At 62.9% G+C, this 13,888-nt stretch carries 15 protein-coding genes; 3 read left to right on the top strand and 12 right to left on the bottom strand.

The window, feature by feature from the left end; translation table 11 throughout:
- Positions 1–191 precede the first annotated feature (191 nt).
- Positions 192–716 (top strand): hypothetical protein, encoded by a 525-nt coding sequence (locus IYX23_RS17180; protein ID WP_196394187.1) that lies wholly within the window; start codon positions 192–194, stop codon positions 714–716.
- A 67-nt stretch (positions 717–783) separates the two neighbouring features.
- Here IYX23_RS17180 and IYX23_RS17175 read toward each other — a convergent pair whose 3' ends face one another.
- The 4 genes from IYX23_RS17175 to IYX23_RS17160 form a co-directional block, all read right to left on the bottom strand.
- Positions 784–2,745, bottom strand: coding sequence for a CoA-transferase (locus IYX23_RS17175; RefSeq protein ID WP_196394186.1), 1,962 nt, complete (start codon positions 2,743–2,745; stop codon positions 784–786).
- A gap of 291 nt (positions 2,746–3,036) precedes the next feature.
- Positions 3,037–3,417, bottom strand: a complete 381-nt coding sequence (locus IYX23_RS17170) for a 6-carboxytetrahydropterin synthase (RefSeq protein WP_348643681.1) — start codon at positions 3,415–3,417, stop codon at positions 3,037–3,039.
- Positions 3,414–4,046, bottom strand: a complete 633-nt coding sequence (queE, locus tag IYX23_RS17165) for a 7-carboxy-7-deazaguanine synthase (protein WP_196394185.1) — start codon at positions 4,044–4,046, stop codon at positions 3,414–3,416. Before queE ends, IYX23_RS17170 begins: the two co-directional genes overlap by 4 nt.
- Before the next feature lie 47 nt (positions 4,047–4,093).
- The gene (locus IYX23_RS17160) at positions 4,094–4,471 is read right to left on the bottom strand and encodes a cytochrome c (protein WP_196394184.1); all 378 of its coding nucleotides are present in this window, start codon (positions 4,469–4,471) and stop codon (positions 4,094–4,096) included.
- Between the two features lie 395 nt (positions 4,472–4,866).
- Between IYX23_RS17160 and IYX23_RS17155 the strand changes: the two genes are divergently transcribed.
- On the top strand, positions 4,867–5,754 hold the full coding sequence (locus tag IYX23_RS17155; RefSeq protein ID WP_196394183.1) for a tetratricopeptide repeat protein: 888 nt from the start codon (positions 4,867–4,869) through the stop codon (positions 5,752–5,754).
- A 10-nt stretch (positions 5,755–5,764) separates the two neighbouring features.
- Here IYX23_RS17155 and IYX23_RS17150 read toward each other — a convergent pair whose 3' ends face one another.
- Positions 5,765–6,652 carry an MBL fold metallo-hydrolase gene (locus IYX23_RS17150; protein WP_196394182.1) on the bottom strand — a complete coding sequence of 296 codons (888 nt, stop codon included), beginning with the start codon at positions 6,650–6,652 and terminating at the stop codon, positions 5,765–5,767.
- Positions 6,653–6,785: 133 nt separating this feature from the next.
- On the opposite strand from IYX23_RS17150, the gene IYX23_RS17145 reads away from it, so the two are divergent.
- Positions 6,786–7,601, top strand: coding sequence for a sulfite exporter TauE/SafE family protein (locus tag IYX23_RS17145; protein WP_196394181.1), 816 nt, complete (start codon positions 6,786–6,788; stop codon positions 7,599–7,601).
- On the opposite strand, the gene xth is transcribed toward IYX23_RS17145, so the two are convergent.
- From xth to IYX23_RS17110, 7 genes are all read right to left on the bottom strand, one after another.
- Positions 7,580–8,365 (bottom strand): exodeoxyribonuclease III, encoded by a 786-nt coding sequence (gene xth, locus IYX23_RS17140; protein WP_196394180.1) that lies wholly within the window; start codon positions 8,363–8,365, stop codon positions 7,580–7,582. The two genes, IYX23_RS17145 and xth, sit on opposite strands and share 22 nt — an antisense overlap.
- Positions 8,366–8,389: 24 nt before the next feature.
- Positions 8,390–8,938, bottom strand: coding sequence for a cytochrome c (locus IYX23_RS17135; RefSeq protein ID WP_196394179.1), 549 nt, complete (start codon positions 8,936–8,938; stop codon positions 8,390–8,392).
- 70 nt (positions 8,939–9,008) lie between these two features.
- On the bottom strand, positions 9,009–10,625 hold the full coding sequence (locus IYX23_RS17130) for a sulfite exporter TauE/SafE family protein (protein ID WP_196394178.1): 1,617 nt from the start codon (positions 10,623–10,625) through the stop codon (positions 9,009–9,011).
- A gap of 134 nt (positions 10,626–10,759) precedes the next feature.
- Positions 10,760–10,945 (bottom strand): DUF2892 domain-containing protein, encoded by a 186-nt coding sequence (locus tag IYX23_RS17125; RefSeq protein ID WP_196394177.1) that lies wholly within the window; start codon positions 10,943–10,945, stop codon positions 10,760–10,762.
- A 93-nt stretch (positions 10,946–11,038) separates the two neighbouring features.
- Positions 11,039–11,140 carry a cytochrome bd-I oxidase subunit CydX gene (gene cydX / locus IYX23_RS17120; protein ID WP_018406347.1) on the bottom strand — a complete coding sequence of 34 codons (102 nt, stop codon included), beginning with the start codon at positions 11,138–11,140 and terminating at the stop codon, positions 11,039–11,041.
- Positions 11,141–11,157: 17 nt separating this feature from the next.
- Complete coding sequence (gene cydB / locus IYX23_RS17115; protein ID WP_196394176.1) at positions 11,158–12,297, bottom strand: cytochrome d ubiquinol oxidase subunit II; 1,140 nt, start codon at positions 12,295–12,297, stop codon at positions 11,158–11,160.
- A gap of 14 nt (positions 12,298–12,311) precedes the next feature.
- Positions 12,312–13,886, bottom strand: a complete 1,575-nt coding sequence (locus IYX23_RS17110) for a cytochrome ubiquinol oxidase subunit I (RefSeq protein ID WP_196394175.1) — start codon at positions 13,884–13,886, stop codon at positions 12,312–12,314.
- Positions 13,887–13,888 lie beyond the last annotated feature (2 nt).

Here is a 13,888-nt window from a genome sequence, read left to right as displayed (position 1 = left end):
CTGCTGCGGGCGTAGCCGCCAACTCGGCAAAGGGGCCCAAGCGCCCGCCGCCTTCATCGCGAAAGAAAGCGCTCGCAGCCTCGAGGACCATGCTCGACGACTTGTGCGGCGGCGCATGAACGCGCGCAAAGACGCCGCCTAAGGTGAGGAAGTAGAGCGTCGAACAAAAGCAGACATTCTGGAAATGCGTAATGACGTATGAGGCACAGGGAAGCGGAGCCAGCGCCAAGAGGTGGACGATTGTTCTCTGGGGACTGATGCTTCTTGGCCCCGTTGCAGTTTTCCTGTCGCTTTTATTCGTCGGCGTCTGGCTCTTGGGCCTGAGCCTAGGTTCGTGGGACGCCTCGGAGAATCCGCCGTCCGATTACACTCTCTTCCTTCCCGTCTTCGCCGTCTTAGTTGCCGAAGTCATGGGTGGGATCATCGCCTATGTTAAGCGCTGCGAGCTTGCAGGAACGCCCTTCGAGTCGCACGCAAACTCGGTCCTTCAAACATTCTGGATTATGTTTGCCGGCGGCGTGGTCTCGATCTGCCTGGCGCTCTCGCTGCTGATCGTCCCCAACATCGAGGCGGCAGGCTTTGGGGTCGGCGCTTTGTTCATCGCGCTTTTTACCCTGCCGCTGCTTTTTATCTGGAAGACTATCCGCGCGGTCAGAGGATTACGTCTCGCCGTCGCTGGCGAACCGATCGCCGACATTCCGACGTGCTGGCCCTAAATCGCGTAGCCCTTGGGGGAGCCGGGGCGAACGCCAGCTCCACGACCCGCGCTTCTGGGCGCCGGCTTTACGCCGGCGCCTTCTCTTCTTCCTTGCTGACGACCTCCAGAAATGTCTCCGCCGCCTCACGCCGCTCGAAGACATGCGGCTGCAGACCGCGTTTGGAGAGCGCCTCTTTCATTTTGAGCCGCGCGAAGGCGCTCGTCGCATAGCGGGTCGTCGTCAGATAATAGCGCTGGCTCATATAGTCGATCATTTCGGCGTAGTCGTCGTAGAGCGCCTCGTTGATCTTCCAGCCGTCGTGATTGACGACCGAGTTGACGCGCTTGCCGACCTTGTCCGACGCCTCGATCAGCGTCTTGCGCAGATCGTCGATGTCCTTCTTGGTTCGCGCGTGCCAGCCTTCGAGATTGACGAAAAGGATGTTGCGGTCCGCGTCGTAAGTGACGCGATCGGACATGTTGAGATTGATCAGGTCGGCGAGCAGCCCCATCGGCTCATCGATGAAGATGCGCTTATCCATCACTTCAGCGTGTTCGATGATGGGCTTGAAGTCCATATGCGCCAGGATGTCCTTGTCGATATCGATCCCCGGCGCGACCTCGATCAGCTCAAGCCCCTTGTCGACGAGTTTGAACACGCAGCGCTCGGTCACGTAATAGACCGGCTGCTTGCGCTTTTGCGCGAATTTGCCGGAGAAGGTGATCTGCTCGACGGCGTTGAGGAACTTCTTGTTCCTGCCTTCCTGCAGAATGTTCACCTTGCCGTCGGCGATTTCGACGCGCAGTCCGCCATTGGTGAAGGTGCCGGCGTAGACGACGAGGCGCGCGTTCTGGCTGATGTTGATGAAGCCGCCGCAGCCGTTGAGGCGGCCGCCGAACTTCGACGTGTTGACGTTGCCCTGCAGGTCGCACTCGGCCATGCCGAGACAGGTCATGTCGAGACCGCCGCCGTCATAAAAATCGAACTGCTGATTCTGCTGGATGATCGCGTCGGCGTTGGTCGCGGCGCCAAAGCTCGAACCTGAAGCGAGCACCCCGCCGATCGCGCCGGCTTCCGTCGTCAGCGTGATGTAGGGCGTCATCTTTTCTTCGTTGGCGACGGCGGCGATGCCTTCCGGCGCGCCGACGCCCAGATTGACGACGCCGTTCGGCGGCAACTCGAAACTGGCGCGGCGCGCGATGACCTTGCGTTCGTCGAGCGGCATCTTGGCGAACTTCTCGACCGGCACGCGGACTTCGCCGGAAAGCGCCGGATTGTGGATCACGCCATAGTTCATGCGGTGCATTTCCGGCGGATCGGCGACGACCACGGCCGAAACGAGAATGCCCGGGATATGCACGTCTTTCGGCTTGATCGAGCCCTGTTCGACGATGCGCTCGACCTGCGCGATGACGAGCCCGCCATTGTTATGGGCGGCCATGGCCTGCGCGAGATTGTCGAGAACGAGCGCCTCGCGCTCCATCGAGATATTGCCTGACGGGTCAGCCGAAGTGCCGCGGATGAAGGCGACGTCGATCTTGGTGGCGATGTAGAAGAGCCACTCCTCGCCCATGATGTTATGGTATTTGACCATGTCCTCCTTGGTGCGGTCATTCACCTTGCCGCCGCCAAAGCGCGGGTCGACATAGGTGTAGAGTCCGACTTTGGAGAAGAGGCCCGGCTGGCCGGAGGCGCAGGCGCGGTAAAGCTGCGAGATGACGCCCTGCGGGAGATTGTAGCCGCAGATCTTATTCTCCTGCGCCGCCTGGGCGACCTTCGGCATGCGGCCGAAATTGGCGGCGATGACCCGGCGCAGCAATCCTTCGTGATGAAAGCGCCCTGTGCCCAGGCCCTTGGAGTCGCCGGCGCCCGCGGTCATGATCAGCGTGAGGTCGCGCGGATGCTGGCTCTCGACGAAGCGCTTTTCCAGAGCGGCGTGCAAGGCCTCGGGAATGCAGCTCTGGACGAAGCCGGTGGTGGTTACGACGTCATTGTCGCGAATGAGCGCAATCGCCTCGTCGGCGGTAATGACTTTGTTGTTCGCCATGTCCTCAGGGTTCCCTCGCTCCCCACTCTTTATTGATTGCGGACTGTTGACGTCGCCGCTCTGGTGGGCGTTTTGCACAAAATGAGCGCTCAACCGTAGAGACCGGGCCGCTCTTGCGCAATAGCGGCGATGCGACGCAGTTCGGCCGCAACCCCGCCAACGCGCGGGAGATTGGCCCTTAGAGCGCTTCCCGATCACATGAAATCATTTGATCGATAAGGAACCGCTCAAGATCAAAGTATTGGAGCAGGTTCTTATCGAAAAAGTCTGTCAACTTTTTCGGAACCTGTTCTAGTCGCCGCGGTAGACGCAGCCCTCGAAACAGCTGTCGCGAAAGACGCCAACTTCGGCAAGACCCGGCAGCGTCGGCGCGAGGTCACGCCAGATGTAGGCGCAGAGATTTTCGAGCGTCGGCTTCCCGAGGCCTTCGAGGTCGTTGAGAAACGAGTGATCGAGGCGTTCGCGCAGCTCCGCGAGCCTAAGGCCAAGCTTGCCGAGGTCCATCACCCATTGCTCTTCGAGGGTGGGCGAGCCGCGCAGGGTCACGCGCACGCGGAAGGAGTGGCCATGCAGATTGCGGTATTTGCCGCCCTCTGGCGCCTCCGGATCATAGAGCGCGTGCGCCGCCTCAAAGTAAAACTCCCGAAAGACCTCGAAACTCGACACCGTCACTTCACCCCGATCGCCTTGTGGGTTTGCAAAGACAGACGCCAGCGCGGATGCGCCAGGCAGTAGCTGACCGCGGCCTCCGTATTGCGCGAAACATCCGGCCCGTCCATGGGCTGCAGCAGAAAATGCCTGAAGTCGAGCCGCTCATAGGCGGTCGGATCGACCCCCTGCTGGGGGAAGACCAGCTTCAATTCCGCGCCGCTCGTCTGGGTCAGCGGCGCGCCGCCCTTGGGCGACACGCAGATCCAGTCGATCCCGAAGATGACGGGCAGCGTGCCGTTCGTCTCGATGGCGATCTCGAAGCCTTGCCCGTGCAGCGCCGCGACCAAGGCCTCATCGATCTGCAGCATCGGCTCGCCGCCGGTCAGCACCGTGAAGCGTCGCTCGCGGCCCTCGCCCCACAGCGTCGCCAAATGGCCGGCAAGCGCGGCGGCGTCGGCGAACTTTCCTCCGCCCTCGCCCTCGAAGCCGACGAAGTCCGTGTCGCAGAACTGGCACTGCGCGGCGGCGCGATCCTCCTCGCGCCCGCTCCACAGATTGCAGCCGGCGAAGCGGCAAAAAACCGCAGCGCGGCCCGCGTTAACGCCTTCGCCTTGCAGGGTTTTGAAGGCTTCCTTGACGATGTAGGCCATTGTTCGCTCTAGCGCGGACGCCGCGCGGCGTAAAGCGAGGCCGCCCCTTACCCGTTCTTGGGAAGCTCCTTGTCCTTACCGTCAGGTTCGGGCGCGGGCTGCGGGCGCGGGTCGAGGCTGCGGATATAGGAGACGATATCCTCGATCTCCTTGCGCGACAGATGCATGTCGGGCATCGGCGGATGCGGATCCATCAGGAAATGGCCAAGCTTCTTCCTGTCGGTTCGGCGCTGGGCGATATCGAAGAAGGACGGCGCGTCGGCGGAGGCGCTGGTCTGATCCGACGTCACCACATGGCAGGACGCGCACCATCGCTTCGCGACGATCGCGCCGCGCTGGGCGTCGCCCGCGGCAAGCGCCGAAGTTGCGAAAGCGGCGCTCCCGCCGACGAGGGCCATAGCGAGCGTAAGGCGTCGAAGCTGCATGTGGTTTTCCTTAAGCGGGAGCCGTCGATTCGCTTTGCATGAAAGCACAAGCGCGGCTCGCTGTGTATCGGCGCCTCGCCTGCAAGCTTGCGTCAGGACGACGCGTGTCCGCGAGGCGCTGCTGCATTTTTGCAACAGACATGTGTTCTGATTGCAACAGTACGGCGGATTAGCATCTTGCCCACGATTGTCGCTGCGGCAGCCCCTTTTCAGACACAAAAGCTGAGCTAAGGTGATCGGGTCACAAGCTCATTCGAGATGCGGAGACAGGCGCCGAAAGATTTCGCTTTCGGCCGCAGGTTCCTTCTTTCCCTCTCGCTGATCAGCGGTGACGGCTGGCGTATGGGCCTCAAAAGACGTCGGGCGTCTTCAGGGTTGAAGGAAGTCGGAACATTATGGTCGGAAGCGTTCATACGGGCGTGATTTCAGCCTTCAGGCGCAAGAGGCGCACGGCGTTGCCGATCTGCCTTTTCGCGACGAGCCTAGGCATGCTGGTGACGGCTTTTGTCGCGCCGGCGCCGGCGCTTGACGCGCCTCGCACCGCCGCCAGGGCCGAGGCGCAACCTCTGCCGATGTTCAAGGATCCGCGCGAGGCGCTGCGCGCCGGAGTCGAAAGCTACCATGCCGGCGACGCCGAGACCTCCGTCACGGCGCTACGCTATGCCGCGGAAGGCGGCGAGCCGCTGGCGAAATGGAAGCTCGGCCGGATGTACGCCGAAGGCGATGGCGTCGTTCGCGACGACGCCAAGGCTTATGAATATTTCGCGCAAATCGTCGATCACTACGCCGACGACGAGCCGGATCCGCGCGAGCGGTCGATGGCGGCGAGCGCCTTCGTCGCCGTGGGCGTCTATCTGCGTGACGGCGTCCCAAGCGCAAAGATCAAGCCCGATCTCGATCGCGCATTCGATCTGTTCCGTTACGCCGCGACCTATTTCCGCAACGCCGACGCGCAATACAATCTGGCGCGAATGTATCTGGAAGGGGCCGGCGTGAAGAAGAACGTCCGCCAGGGCGTGAATTGGCTGGAGCTTGCGGCGCGCAAGGGCCACCCGCAGGCGCAGGCGATGCTCGGCCGGATGATGTTCACTGGCGAGGCGAGCGGCGAGCCGGAACGCGCGCGCGGACTCATGTATCTGACGCTGGCGCGCGACGCTGCGGGCGGCGCGACCCGCGACCAATGGATCGCGGATTTGCACGCCGAAGCGCTGAATTCCGCCAGCGACGCCGACCGTAGCGCGGCCGTCACCATGCTCGAAGGCTATCTGCGCGAACGCAACTGACGTTCAGATTTCAACCGGCTTGGGCCGCAGCGCCCTTGAACTTCACCGGAATGCTCAAGAAGCGCGCGCCATCTCCGCGCGGCGGCGGAAACTTGCCGGCGCGAATGTTCACCTGAATTGAGGGGAGCAGCAGCCGCGGCGCGGCAAGCTCCTGATCGCGCTTCTGTCGCCGGGCCACGAAGTCTTCCTCGCTGACGCCGTCCTTGATCTGCACGTTCTTGGCGCGCTGCTCAGCGACGGTCGTCTCCCAAGCGTAGACGTCGCGTCCCGGCGCCTTGTAATCATGACACATGAAGAGCCGCGTCTGCGGGGGCAGCGAAAGAATGCGGCGGATCGATTGGTAAAGCGCATGCGCGTCGCCGCCGGGGAAATCCGCGCGCGCCGTCCCATAGTCGGGCATGAACAGCGTGTCGCCGACAAACACCGCATCGCCGATCTTATAGGCGACATCGGCTGGCGTGTGGCCGGGCGTGTAGATCGTTTCGCCTTCGAGCTCGCCGATCTTGAATCGCTCGCCGTCCTTGAAGAGATGGTCGAAGCAGCCGCCGTCAGCGGTTACGTCCTCAGCCCCGAACACCGGCTTGAAAATCTTCTGGACCTTGTCGATGTGTTCGCCGATGCCGATCTTCGCGCCCGTCGCCGTTTTGACGATTTGGGCGGCGGAGAGATGGTCGGCGTGCGCATGAGTTTCGAGCACCCAATCGATTCTTAATCCTTCCCGCGCCGCCTCGGCGAGGATGGCGTCGATTGAATGCGAATCGGCGACGCCGCTCGCCGGATCATAATCGAGCACGGGATCGACGATCGCCGCGCGCTTCGTGGCGGGGTCGCTGACGATATAGGTGATCGTGTTGGTGGGTTCGTCAAAGAAGGCCCTCACGGACGGCGCCTGCGGCATCGATCTCTCCTTCATTGTAGCGCTCAAGCATTTCTCTTCGTTGGCGCTTTCGCCTTTCCTGCTTGCGCCGTCAGATATATGCGCTATAGCTAAATAAGCAAGTGCTAATATTATAGAGCCCAAGAGGAGCGACATGTTGCCGGATCTCCCTCTCGATGTGGCGCTGGGTCTGATTTCCGGCGGACTCGTCGGCTTTACGCTGGCGCTCGTCGGCGGGGGCGGCTCGGTGCTGGCCGTGCCGCTTCTCGTCTATCTTGTCGGCGTGCCCAATCCCCATATCGCGATCGGCTCAAGCGCCGCGGCCGTCGCCGTCAACGCCCTGATGAGTCTCGCCAATCATGCGCGTGCACGGACCATCAAATGGCGCTGCGCCTCTGTCTTCGCAGTTTTCGGGGTTGCTGGCGCATTCGGCGGATCGACGCTCGGCAAGATTGTCGACGGCGAGAAGCTGCTCGCGCTGTTCGCGCTGCTGATGGTCGTCGTATCCTATCTGATGCTGCGGCGCCGGGGCACGCTGGGCTATCCAGCGGTCAGGCTCAACCGCGAGAATTTCCCCCGGCTCGTCGGCGCTGGCGCCACGGCCGGCGCGCTTTCGGGTTTCTTCGGAATCGGCGGCGGCTTCCTGATCGTGCCGGGGCTGATGTTTGCGTCCGACATGCCGATCTTGAACGCCATTGGTTCGTCGCTCGTCGCGGTCGCCGCCTTCGCGGTGACGACTGCAGCGAACTACGCCTCTTCAGGCCTCGTCGACTGGGAGCTTGCCGGGACGCTCGTGCTCGGCGGCGCGTTTGGCGGACTGATCGGCGCCGCGGCGGCGCGACATCTGTCAAAGATGCGCGGGGCGCTGAGCGCCGTCTTCGCGACGGTCATCTTCGCGGTGGCGCTTTATGTCCTCTGGCGCAGCGGCGGCGCGCTCGGTCTACTCGATCACGCAGCGAAATCGGCGTAGATCGCGACGTGATCGGAAGGTTTGTCGCCGGCCCGCATCGATTTGACGATCTCCACCCCCGCCAGCCGATCAGAAGCTTGCGGGGAGAGCAGAAGATGGTCGATGCGAAGCCCCTTGTTCTTCTGCCAAGCGCCGGCCTGATAATCCCAGAACGTGTAGAGCCCGCCTTCGTCCGACGTCGCTCGCAAAGCGTCGGCATAGCCGAGATTGATCAGGCGCTGATAGGCGGCGCGGGTCTGCGGCAGGAATAATGCGTCGCCGAGCCACGCGGACGCCTCATAGACATCGCGCGGCTCCGGGATGACATTGTAGTCGCCGGCAAGCACCGTCGGCTCTTCGAGGCGAAGCAGCGCCTCCGCGTGGCGCGTCAGCGTCTCCATGAAGGCGAGCTTGTAGAGATATTTCTGCGTATCCGGTGGATTGCCGTTTGGCGCATAGATCGAGGCGACGCGCATGACGCCGCCGGCGCCGTCGGCGATGACCGCTTCAATGTAGCGCGACTGCGCCTCGCCATCGAAGCCCGGCAGACCAAGAGTCACATCCTGAAGCGGCGATTTTGAGAGGATCGCGACGCCGTTGAATCCCTTCTGTCCGTGGACAGCGACGTTATATCCGGCGTCCTCGATTTCGAGTCGCGGAAAAACGTGATCCTCGCACTTCGTTTCCTGCAGGCAGAGCGCGTCCGGCGCGGCTTCGCGCAAAAAGGCGAGAAGCGGCGCAAGACGCTGCCTGACGGAATTGACGTTCCAAGTCGCGATGCGCACCGTCGGCTCCCAACGCCCCACGCCCTAATCGAGGCGATAGGCAGCGTGGCAGGCGTTGCAGGCTTGCACGACTTGCGACAGTTCGGCAAGCGCCGGACGCATGTCGCCGCCAGACCCGATCTTGGCCGCCTCCTGCGCGAATTTGCTCGCCTGCTCATGCATCGTCAGACCAAGCGCGCGCATTTCGTCGGGCATGTGATGCGCCATCATCGCGGGCATATCGCCGAGTTCGCCGCTCTTGGCGTTCGGCTTGCACGCCGCCGCGCCGGACGACGCCATGCCGAGGCGCGTGTCGGCGATTTTCGCCGCGCCCGCGCCGTCGCCCTTGCCCAGGGCCGCCAGGATCTCGGCGACCGCCTCCGCATGTCCGCGCATATTGGCGAGCATATGCGCGCGCATCGGCCCCGGAAGGTCGACCTCCTGGCGCGTGTCGCTCATCTTCGGCGACATTTTCATATGCTCCATGTTCATCTGCTTCATATGCGCGCTGTGATCGTCTGTGTCGTCGCCCGCGATGGCGGCGGCGGCGAACAACGAGAGCCCGCATGCCGCGGCGAAGAAAAGTCTTCCCATTTTGGCCTCCCCCTTTATGTGACAACGGCGAGCGTAGCGCGCCAGGCGCCGCCGCGCGCGGGACGAATCGTCACGGCTGCGCGTCGGCGGGCAGATTGATGATTTGGCCCTGCCGTAACTTTTTGTGATTGAGCGCCAGATTGGCGGCGGCGATGTCGCGCCAGCGTTTTTCGTCGCCATAGATTCGCTTGGCGATCGCGCGCACCGTGTCGCCGCGTCGCACCGTGTAGGTCTTCTGCGCGGCGGCCGACGCTGGAGGGCTTTGCGTCGCTTGAGGCGCGCCCTGAACCGCCGAGGCGACAGGGGCGGATGGCTGAGATGGCGCAGCAGGCTTTGCGTCGACGACGACGAACTCCCCGCGCAACATGCCCATCCAGCAGCTCCAGGGAATGAGGCCCGTCTTTTCCGGCGTGAATTCGATCGTCTGCCGTCCCGGCTTGACGTCGAATTCGAGCTTCAGGGATGGAACCAGGATACGATTATTGCAGGTCGTCACTTGCGTCGCATTGATCACCCATTTGACCGGAACGCCGCGCAGCAGCGTGAAGCGGGTGGGCGTAAAGCCGAGGCCATTGGCCTCCATCTCGATGGTTTGAGTCTTCGGCGCGGCAGGATCCTGCTGTGGCTGAGCGAATTCAACCGGCGCCGGGCTTCGCCAGCCCGTCATCAGCGACGCGAGATCGGCGCCTGAGCCGGTGAGGATCAATCCGCGATTGATCATCACCGCGCCGAGCGCGACGACGATCACGCCCGACGCGGTCAGCAGGCGATGCGTCACCGCCCCCGAGAGCACTGTCGTCAGCGCGCCGAAGGCGAGCATCACCGGCAAGGTTCCAAGGCCGAAGACGAAGAGCGTCTTCGCGCCTTCCACGGGGCTGCCGGTCCCGGCCGCCATCACATACATCGCCTGCAACGGTCCGCAGGCGATCATCAGACCGTTGAGAAGGCCGATCACGAATGGCCGATGGCGCGCGCCGCCCGCCTCGCGGTTCACCCAGTTCTGCAGCGGGCCGGGCAGTCCGAGCCGGAAGCGGCGCAGCGGCGCGAAGAGCCCCAGCATATTGAGGCCGAAGATGAGGAGGAACGCGCCCGCCGCGACACCGGCGACGCCGCGCAGCATGGGCGTAAAGGCGATGAAGGCGCCGAGCCAGCCGAAGGCGGCGCCGATCGTGGTGTAGGAAAGCGTCTTTCCCGCGCCATAGGAGAGATGCGAGACGAAGGACGAGCGTCCCGCGCGCGCATCGGCCGCCGCATAACTCACGACAAAAGCGCCGCACATGCCCACGCAGTGGAAGCCTGTCAGGAGCCCCAACAGAAACAGGAGGCCGAGACTCATATGCTGGGCGATGTCGGGCTCGCCCTCGGCGCTGATCCAGCGCGTATCGAACAGAATCAATCCGGCGAGTCCGGCAAGCGCGGCGACGATGATCGCCAGTCTGATGAAAGGCGAACGCCGGCGCTGCGCCTCTTCCGTTAGAACGACGCGATAGCCGTTCTGCTCGACGCTGTTGCGAATGGCGCTGAAATTGGTCGCATCAGCGTCATAGTCGACGACGACCGTCTCGGTCGGATAGCTTGCAGAGACGCTGCGCACGCCCGCGAGCTTTCTAACCGCAGCCTCGATGACATGTTCGCAGCCGTGGCAATGCATGCCGCGGGCATGAAAGGTGATCGCCGTTTCATTCATCTGAGGTTTAACGCCTCGCCGCGCAGCGTCGGACTGCGGCTACCGTCGCGAGCGCCGGCGCCATTGCCGTCATTCGTCTTCGCGCCGTGGCCTGTGCGAGACGGACAGAGTTACTTTTCGAATTACTTGCCGAGTTACTTGCCGAGCGTATCCATGCCCAGAAGCTTGTAAGCGGGGCAGAAGTTCACGAAGGCCGTCGTCAGCGGAATGAGCCCGAGGAGTCCCCATAGCGACTGCGGACCGATGAAGACGAGGCTGAGCAAGAGGAGTCCGGCGACGATGCGGATGATCCGATCGGTCCTTCCGATATTGGCTACCATGACAGTCTTCCCTCTCTGCGGCGATCGTAGTGTCACGCTATCGCGGCGCGCGAAATCGCACAGCGACTAAGTCTCGCTCAGCGCGCGCGGCGGCTATTTCTGCCTGTCGTCGTCGTCGAGCTCGAGCCACATGGCGTTGAGAATGGCGAAGGCGCAGGCGAGCCCAAGCCCCAATATCCAGGAAAAATACCACATCTCACGCTTTCTCCCGCTCAATAATAATAGTCATCGCCGCGACGGATCGCCGCCTCGGTCACTGCGCCGCGCAGCACGTAGTAGACCCAACTGGTGTAGGCAAGGACGATCGGCAGAAAGACGATCACCGCGATGAGCATGAGCGAGAGCGTCGCTTTGCTCGACGACGCGTCCCAGACCGTCAGGCTTTGGCTCGGGTGGGTCGAGGACGGCAGCAGGAACGGGAACATGCTGAAGCCCGCCATGGTTGCGACGCCCGCGACCGAAAGGCTGCTGGCGAGAAACGCGATCCTGGCCGCCGAGAATGCGAAGGCCAACGCCGCAACGAGCGCGCCTGCGTAGGCCAACGCCGGAGCCGCGATCATCCAGGGATAGGCGCGATAATTGTCGAGCCAGGCGCCGGCTTCCCGCGTCACCGTCTTCGCCAGCGGATTGGAAGGCCCGGCGTGATCGATGACGCCGACGATGCGAAATCCTTCGACGCCGAGCATGGTCCACAGTCCCGCGGCGGAAATGAGCAGAACAAGCAGGATCGCCGCGAGCGCGCCATATCGGCGGGCGCGGACCGAAACCTCTCCGTCGCTTTTCACGCCCAGCCAGGCCGCGCCTTGCATCGTGAGCATCGCGACGCTCACGAGACCGCAGAGCAAGGCGAAGGGATTAAGCAGGCCGAGGAGGCCGCCCTCATAGGTCGCGCGCAGCGCCTGATCGAAATGGAAGGGAACGCCCTGTAGAAGATTGCCGAAGGCGACGCCGAAAATCAGCGCCGGGACAAATCCCGAAACGAAGAAGACCCAGTCCCAGGTCTCGCGCCAGCCGCTCTCCGATCTTTTGTCGCGGAAGGTGATCGCCACCGGCCGCAGAATGAGACCGATCAGCACCAGCAACATCGCAAGATAGAAGCCGGAGAAGGACACCGCATAAAGCGGCGGCCAAGCCGCGAAGGCGGCGCCGCCCCCGAGAATGAACCAGACCTGATTGCCCTCCCAGACAGGACCGATCGTGTTCAGGCTCACGCGCCGCTGCCCATCGTTCCGCGCGACGAAGGGATGCAGCATGGCGACGCCAATGTCGAAGCCGTCGAGGACGGCGAAGCCCACAAGCAAGACGCCGAGAATCGCCCACCAGATGAAGCGAAGCGTCATATAGTCGAACATCGCTTTCGCCTTTCCTATCGGGTCTGCGCCGGAGCCGGCGCGGGAAGCACGGGCGCGCCGGAGCGTTGAGGCTTGGCCTCCTCCCGCGGTCCAATTCGGACATATTTGACGATGAGCCCAACATCGATGATGGCCAGCGCGCTGTAGAACAGCACGAAGGCCGCGAGGCTCGCCGCGACATTCGACGCGGGGATGTTGGAGACGCCGAGGAACGTCGGCATCGTGCCGTCGATGATCCACGGCTGCCGGCCATATTCGGCGACGATCCAGCCGAGTTCGGCGGCGACCCAGGGCAGCGGCAGGCTATACATGACCATGCGCAGGAACCAGGGCTTCCCGCAGCGGCGCTTGCTCGACAGATAGAAGGCGGCGGCGAAGAGCGCGATGAAATAGAACCCCAGCGCCACCATGATTCGGAACGACCAGAACAGCACCGGCACGTCGGGGATCGTCGACAGCGCCGCTTCATGAATCTGGGCGTCGGTCGCATTCTCGATGTCCGGGCGAATGCGCTTGACGAGCAGCGAATGGCCGACGTCGCGCATCGACGCATCGAGTTCAGGCGGAACGACGGCGTTGGGATGGCCGCCTTCTTTCGCGAGCCACTGATATCCCGCCATGCCGTTGCGGATGCGCGTCTCCGCACGCGCGACCAGCGCCTTCACGCCTTCTACCGGCTTATCGAGCGAGCGCGTCGCGATCAGGCCCAGGAGATAGGGTATGCGAATTTCGTCTTTCGTCGTTTCGCTCTTGAGATCGGGAAAGCCGAAGACCGTAAAGGACGCTGGCGGCGGCTCCGTCTCCCACATCGCTTCGATCGCGGCGATCTTCATCTTCTGGTTCTCGCCCGCCGTATAGCCGCTCTCATCGCCGAGCACGACGACCGAAAGCGCGGAAGCGAGGCCGAAGCTCGCCGCCACCGTCAGCGAGCGGCGAGCGATATCCACATGACGACGATTCAAAATGAAATAGGCGCCGATCGACATGACAAACATCGCGCCCGTCACATAGCCGGCGCTCACGGTATGTACGAATTTCGATTGCGCCACGGGATTGAACAACACCTCGGAGAAGGACGTGAGCTCCATGCGCATCGTCTGCGGATTGAACGCGGCGCCGACCGGATTCTGCATCCAGGCGTTGGCGACAAGAATCCACAGCGCCGAGAAATTGGCGCCGAGCGCGACAAGCCAGGTGACGACGAGATGCTGGACCTTGCTTAGACGCTTCCAGCCGAAGAAAAACAGGCCGACGAAGGTCGCCTCAAGGAAGAAGGCCATCAGGCCTTCGATGGCGAGCGGCGCGCCAAAAATGTCGCCGACATAATGCGAGTAATAGGCCCAGTTGGTGCCAAACTGAAATTCCATCGTGACGCCGGTGGCGACGCCCATGGCGAAGTTGATGCCAAACAGCGTGCCCCAGAATTGCGTCGCTTCGCGCCAGACGGTTCGCCCCGTCATCACATAGACGCTTTCCATGATCGCGAGCAGCAGCGCGAGGCCGAGCGTCAGCGGCACAAAAAGGAAGTGATACATCGCCGTCAGCGCAAATTGCAGGCGCGAGAGCGTGACGACGTCGAATTCGAACATTT

Origin of the sequence: Methylocystis sp. L43 (assembly GCF_015709525.1) — a bacterium.
GTDB lineage: Bacteria > Pseudomonadota > Alphaproteobacteria > Rhizobiales > Beijerinckiaceae > Methylocystis.
This window is presented reverse-complemented; position numbering and strand designations above follow the sequence as displayed.

What these genes read in the sequence shown, in the direction of transcription:
- IYX23_RS17150 (WP_196394182.1), bottom strand. Translation starts at nt 6,652, where the DNA reads ATGCCGCAGGCGCCGTCCGTGAGGGCCTTCTTTGACGAACCCACCAAC.
- IYX23_RS17180 (WP_196394187.1), top strand. Translation starts at nt 192, where the DNA reads ATGACGTATGAGGCACAGGGAAGCGGAGCCAGCGCCAAGAGGTGGACG.
- queE (WP_196394185.1), bottom strand. Translation starts at nt 4,046, where the DNA reads ATGGCCTACATCGTCAAGGAAGCCTTCAAAACCCTGCAAGGCGAAGGC.
- IYX23_RS17175 (WP_196394186.1), bottom strand. Translation starts at nt 2,745, where the DNA reads ATGGCGAACAACAAAGTCATTACCGCCGACGAGGCGATTGCGCTCATT.
- IYX23_RS17110 (WP_196394175.1), bottom strand. Translation starts at nt 13,886, where the DNA reads ATGTTCGAATTCGACGTCGTCACGCTCTCGCGCCTGCAATTTGCGCTG.
- IYX23_RS17155 (WP_196394183.1), top strand. Translation starts at nt 4,867, where the DNA reads ATGGTCGGAAGCGTTCATACGGGCGTGATTTCAGCCTTCAGGCGCAAG.
- IYX23_RS17130 (WP_196394178.1), bottom strand. Translation starts at nt 10,625, where the DNA reads ATGAATGAAACGGCGATCACCTTTCATGCCCGCGGCATGCATTGCCAC.
- IYX23_RS17125 (WP_196394177.1), bottom strand. Translation starts at nt 10,945, where the DNA reads ATGGTAGCCAATATCGGAAGGACCGATCGGATCATCCGCATCGTCGCC.
- IYX23_RS17135 (WP_196394179.1), bottom strand. Translation starts at nt 8,938, where the DNA reads ATGGGAAGACTTTTCTTCGCCGCGGCATGCGGGCTCTCGTTGTTCGCC.
- IYX23_RS17145 (WP_196394181.1), top strand. Translation starts at nt 6,786, where the DNA reads ATGTTGCCGGATCTCCCTCTCGATGTGGCGCTGGGTCTGATTTCCGGC.
- cydX (WP_018406347.1), bottom strand. Translation starts at nt 11,140, where the DNA reads ATGTGGTATTTTTCCTGGATATTGGGGCTTGGGCTCGCCTGCGCCTTC.
- IYX23_RS17160 (WP_196394184.1), bottom strand. Translation starts at nt 4,471, where the DNA reads ATGCAGCTTCGACGCCTTACGCTCGCTATGGCCCTCGTCGGCGGGAGC.
- cydB (WP_196394176.1), bottom strand. Translation starts at nt 12,297, where the DNA reads ATGTTCGACTATATGACGCTTCGCTTCATCTGGTGGGCGATTCTCGGC.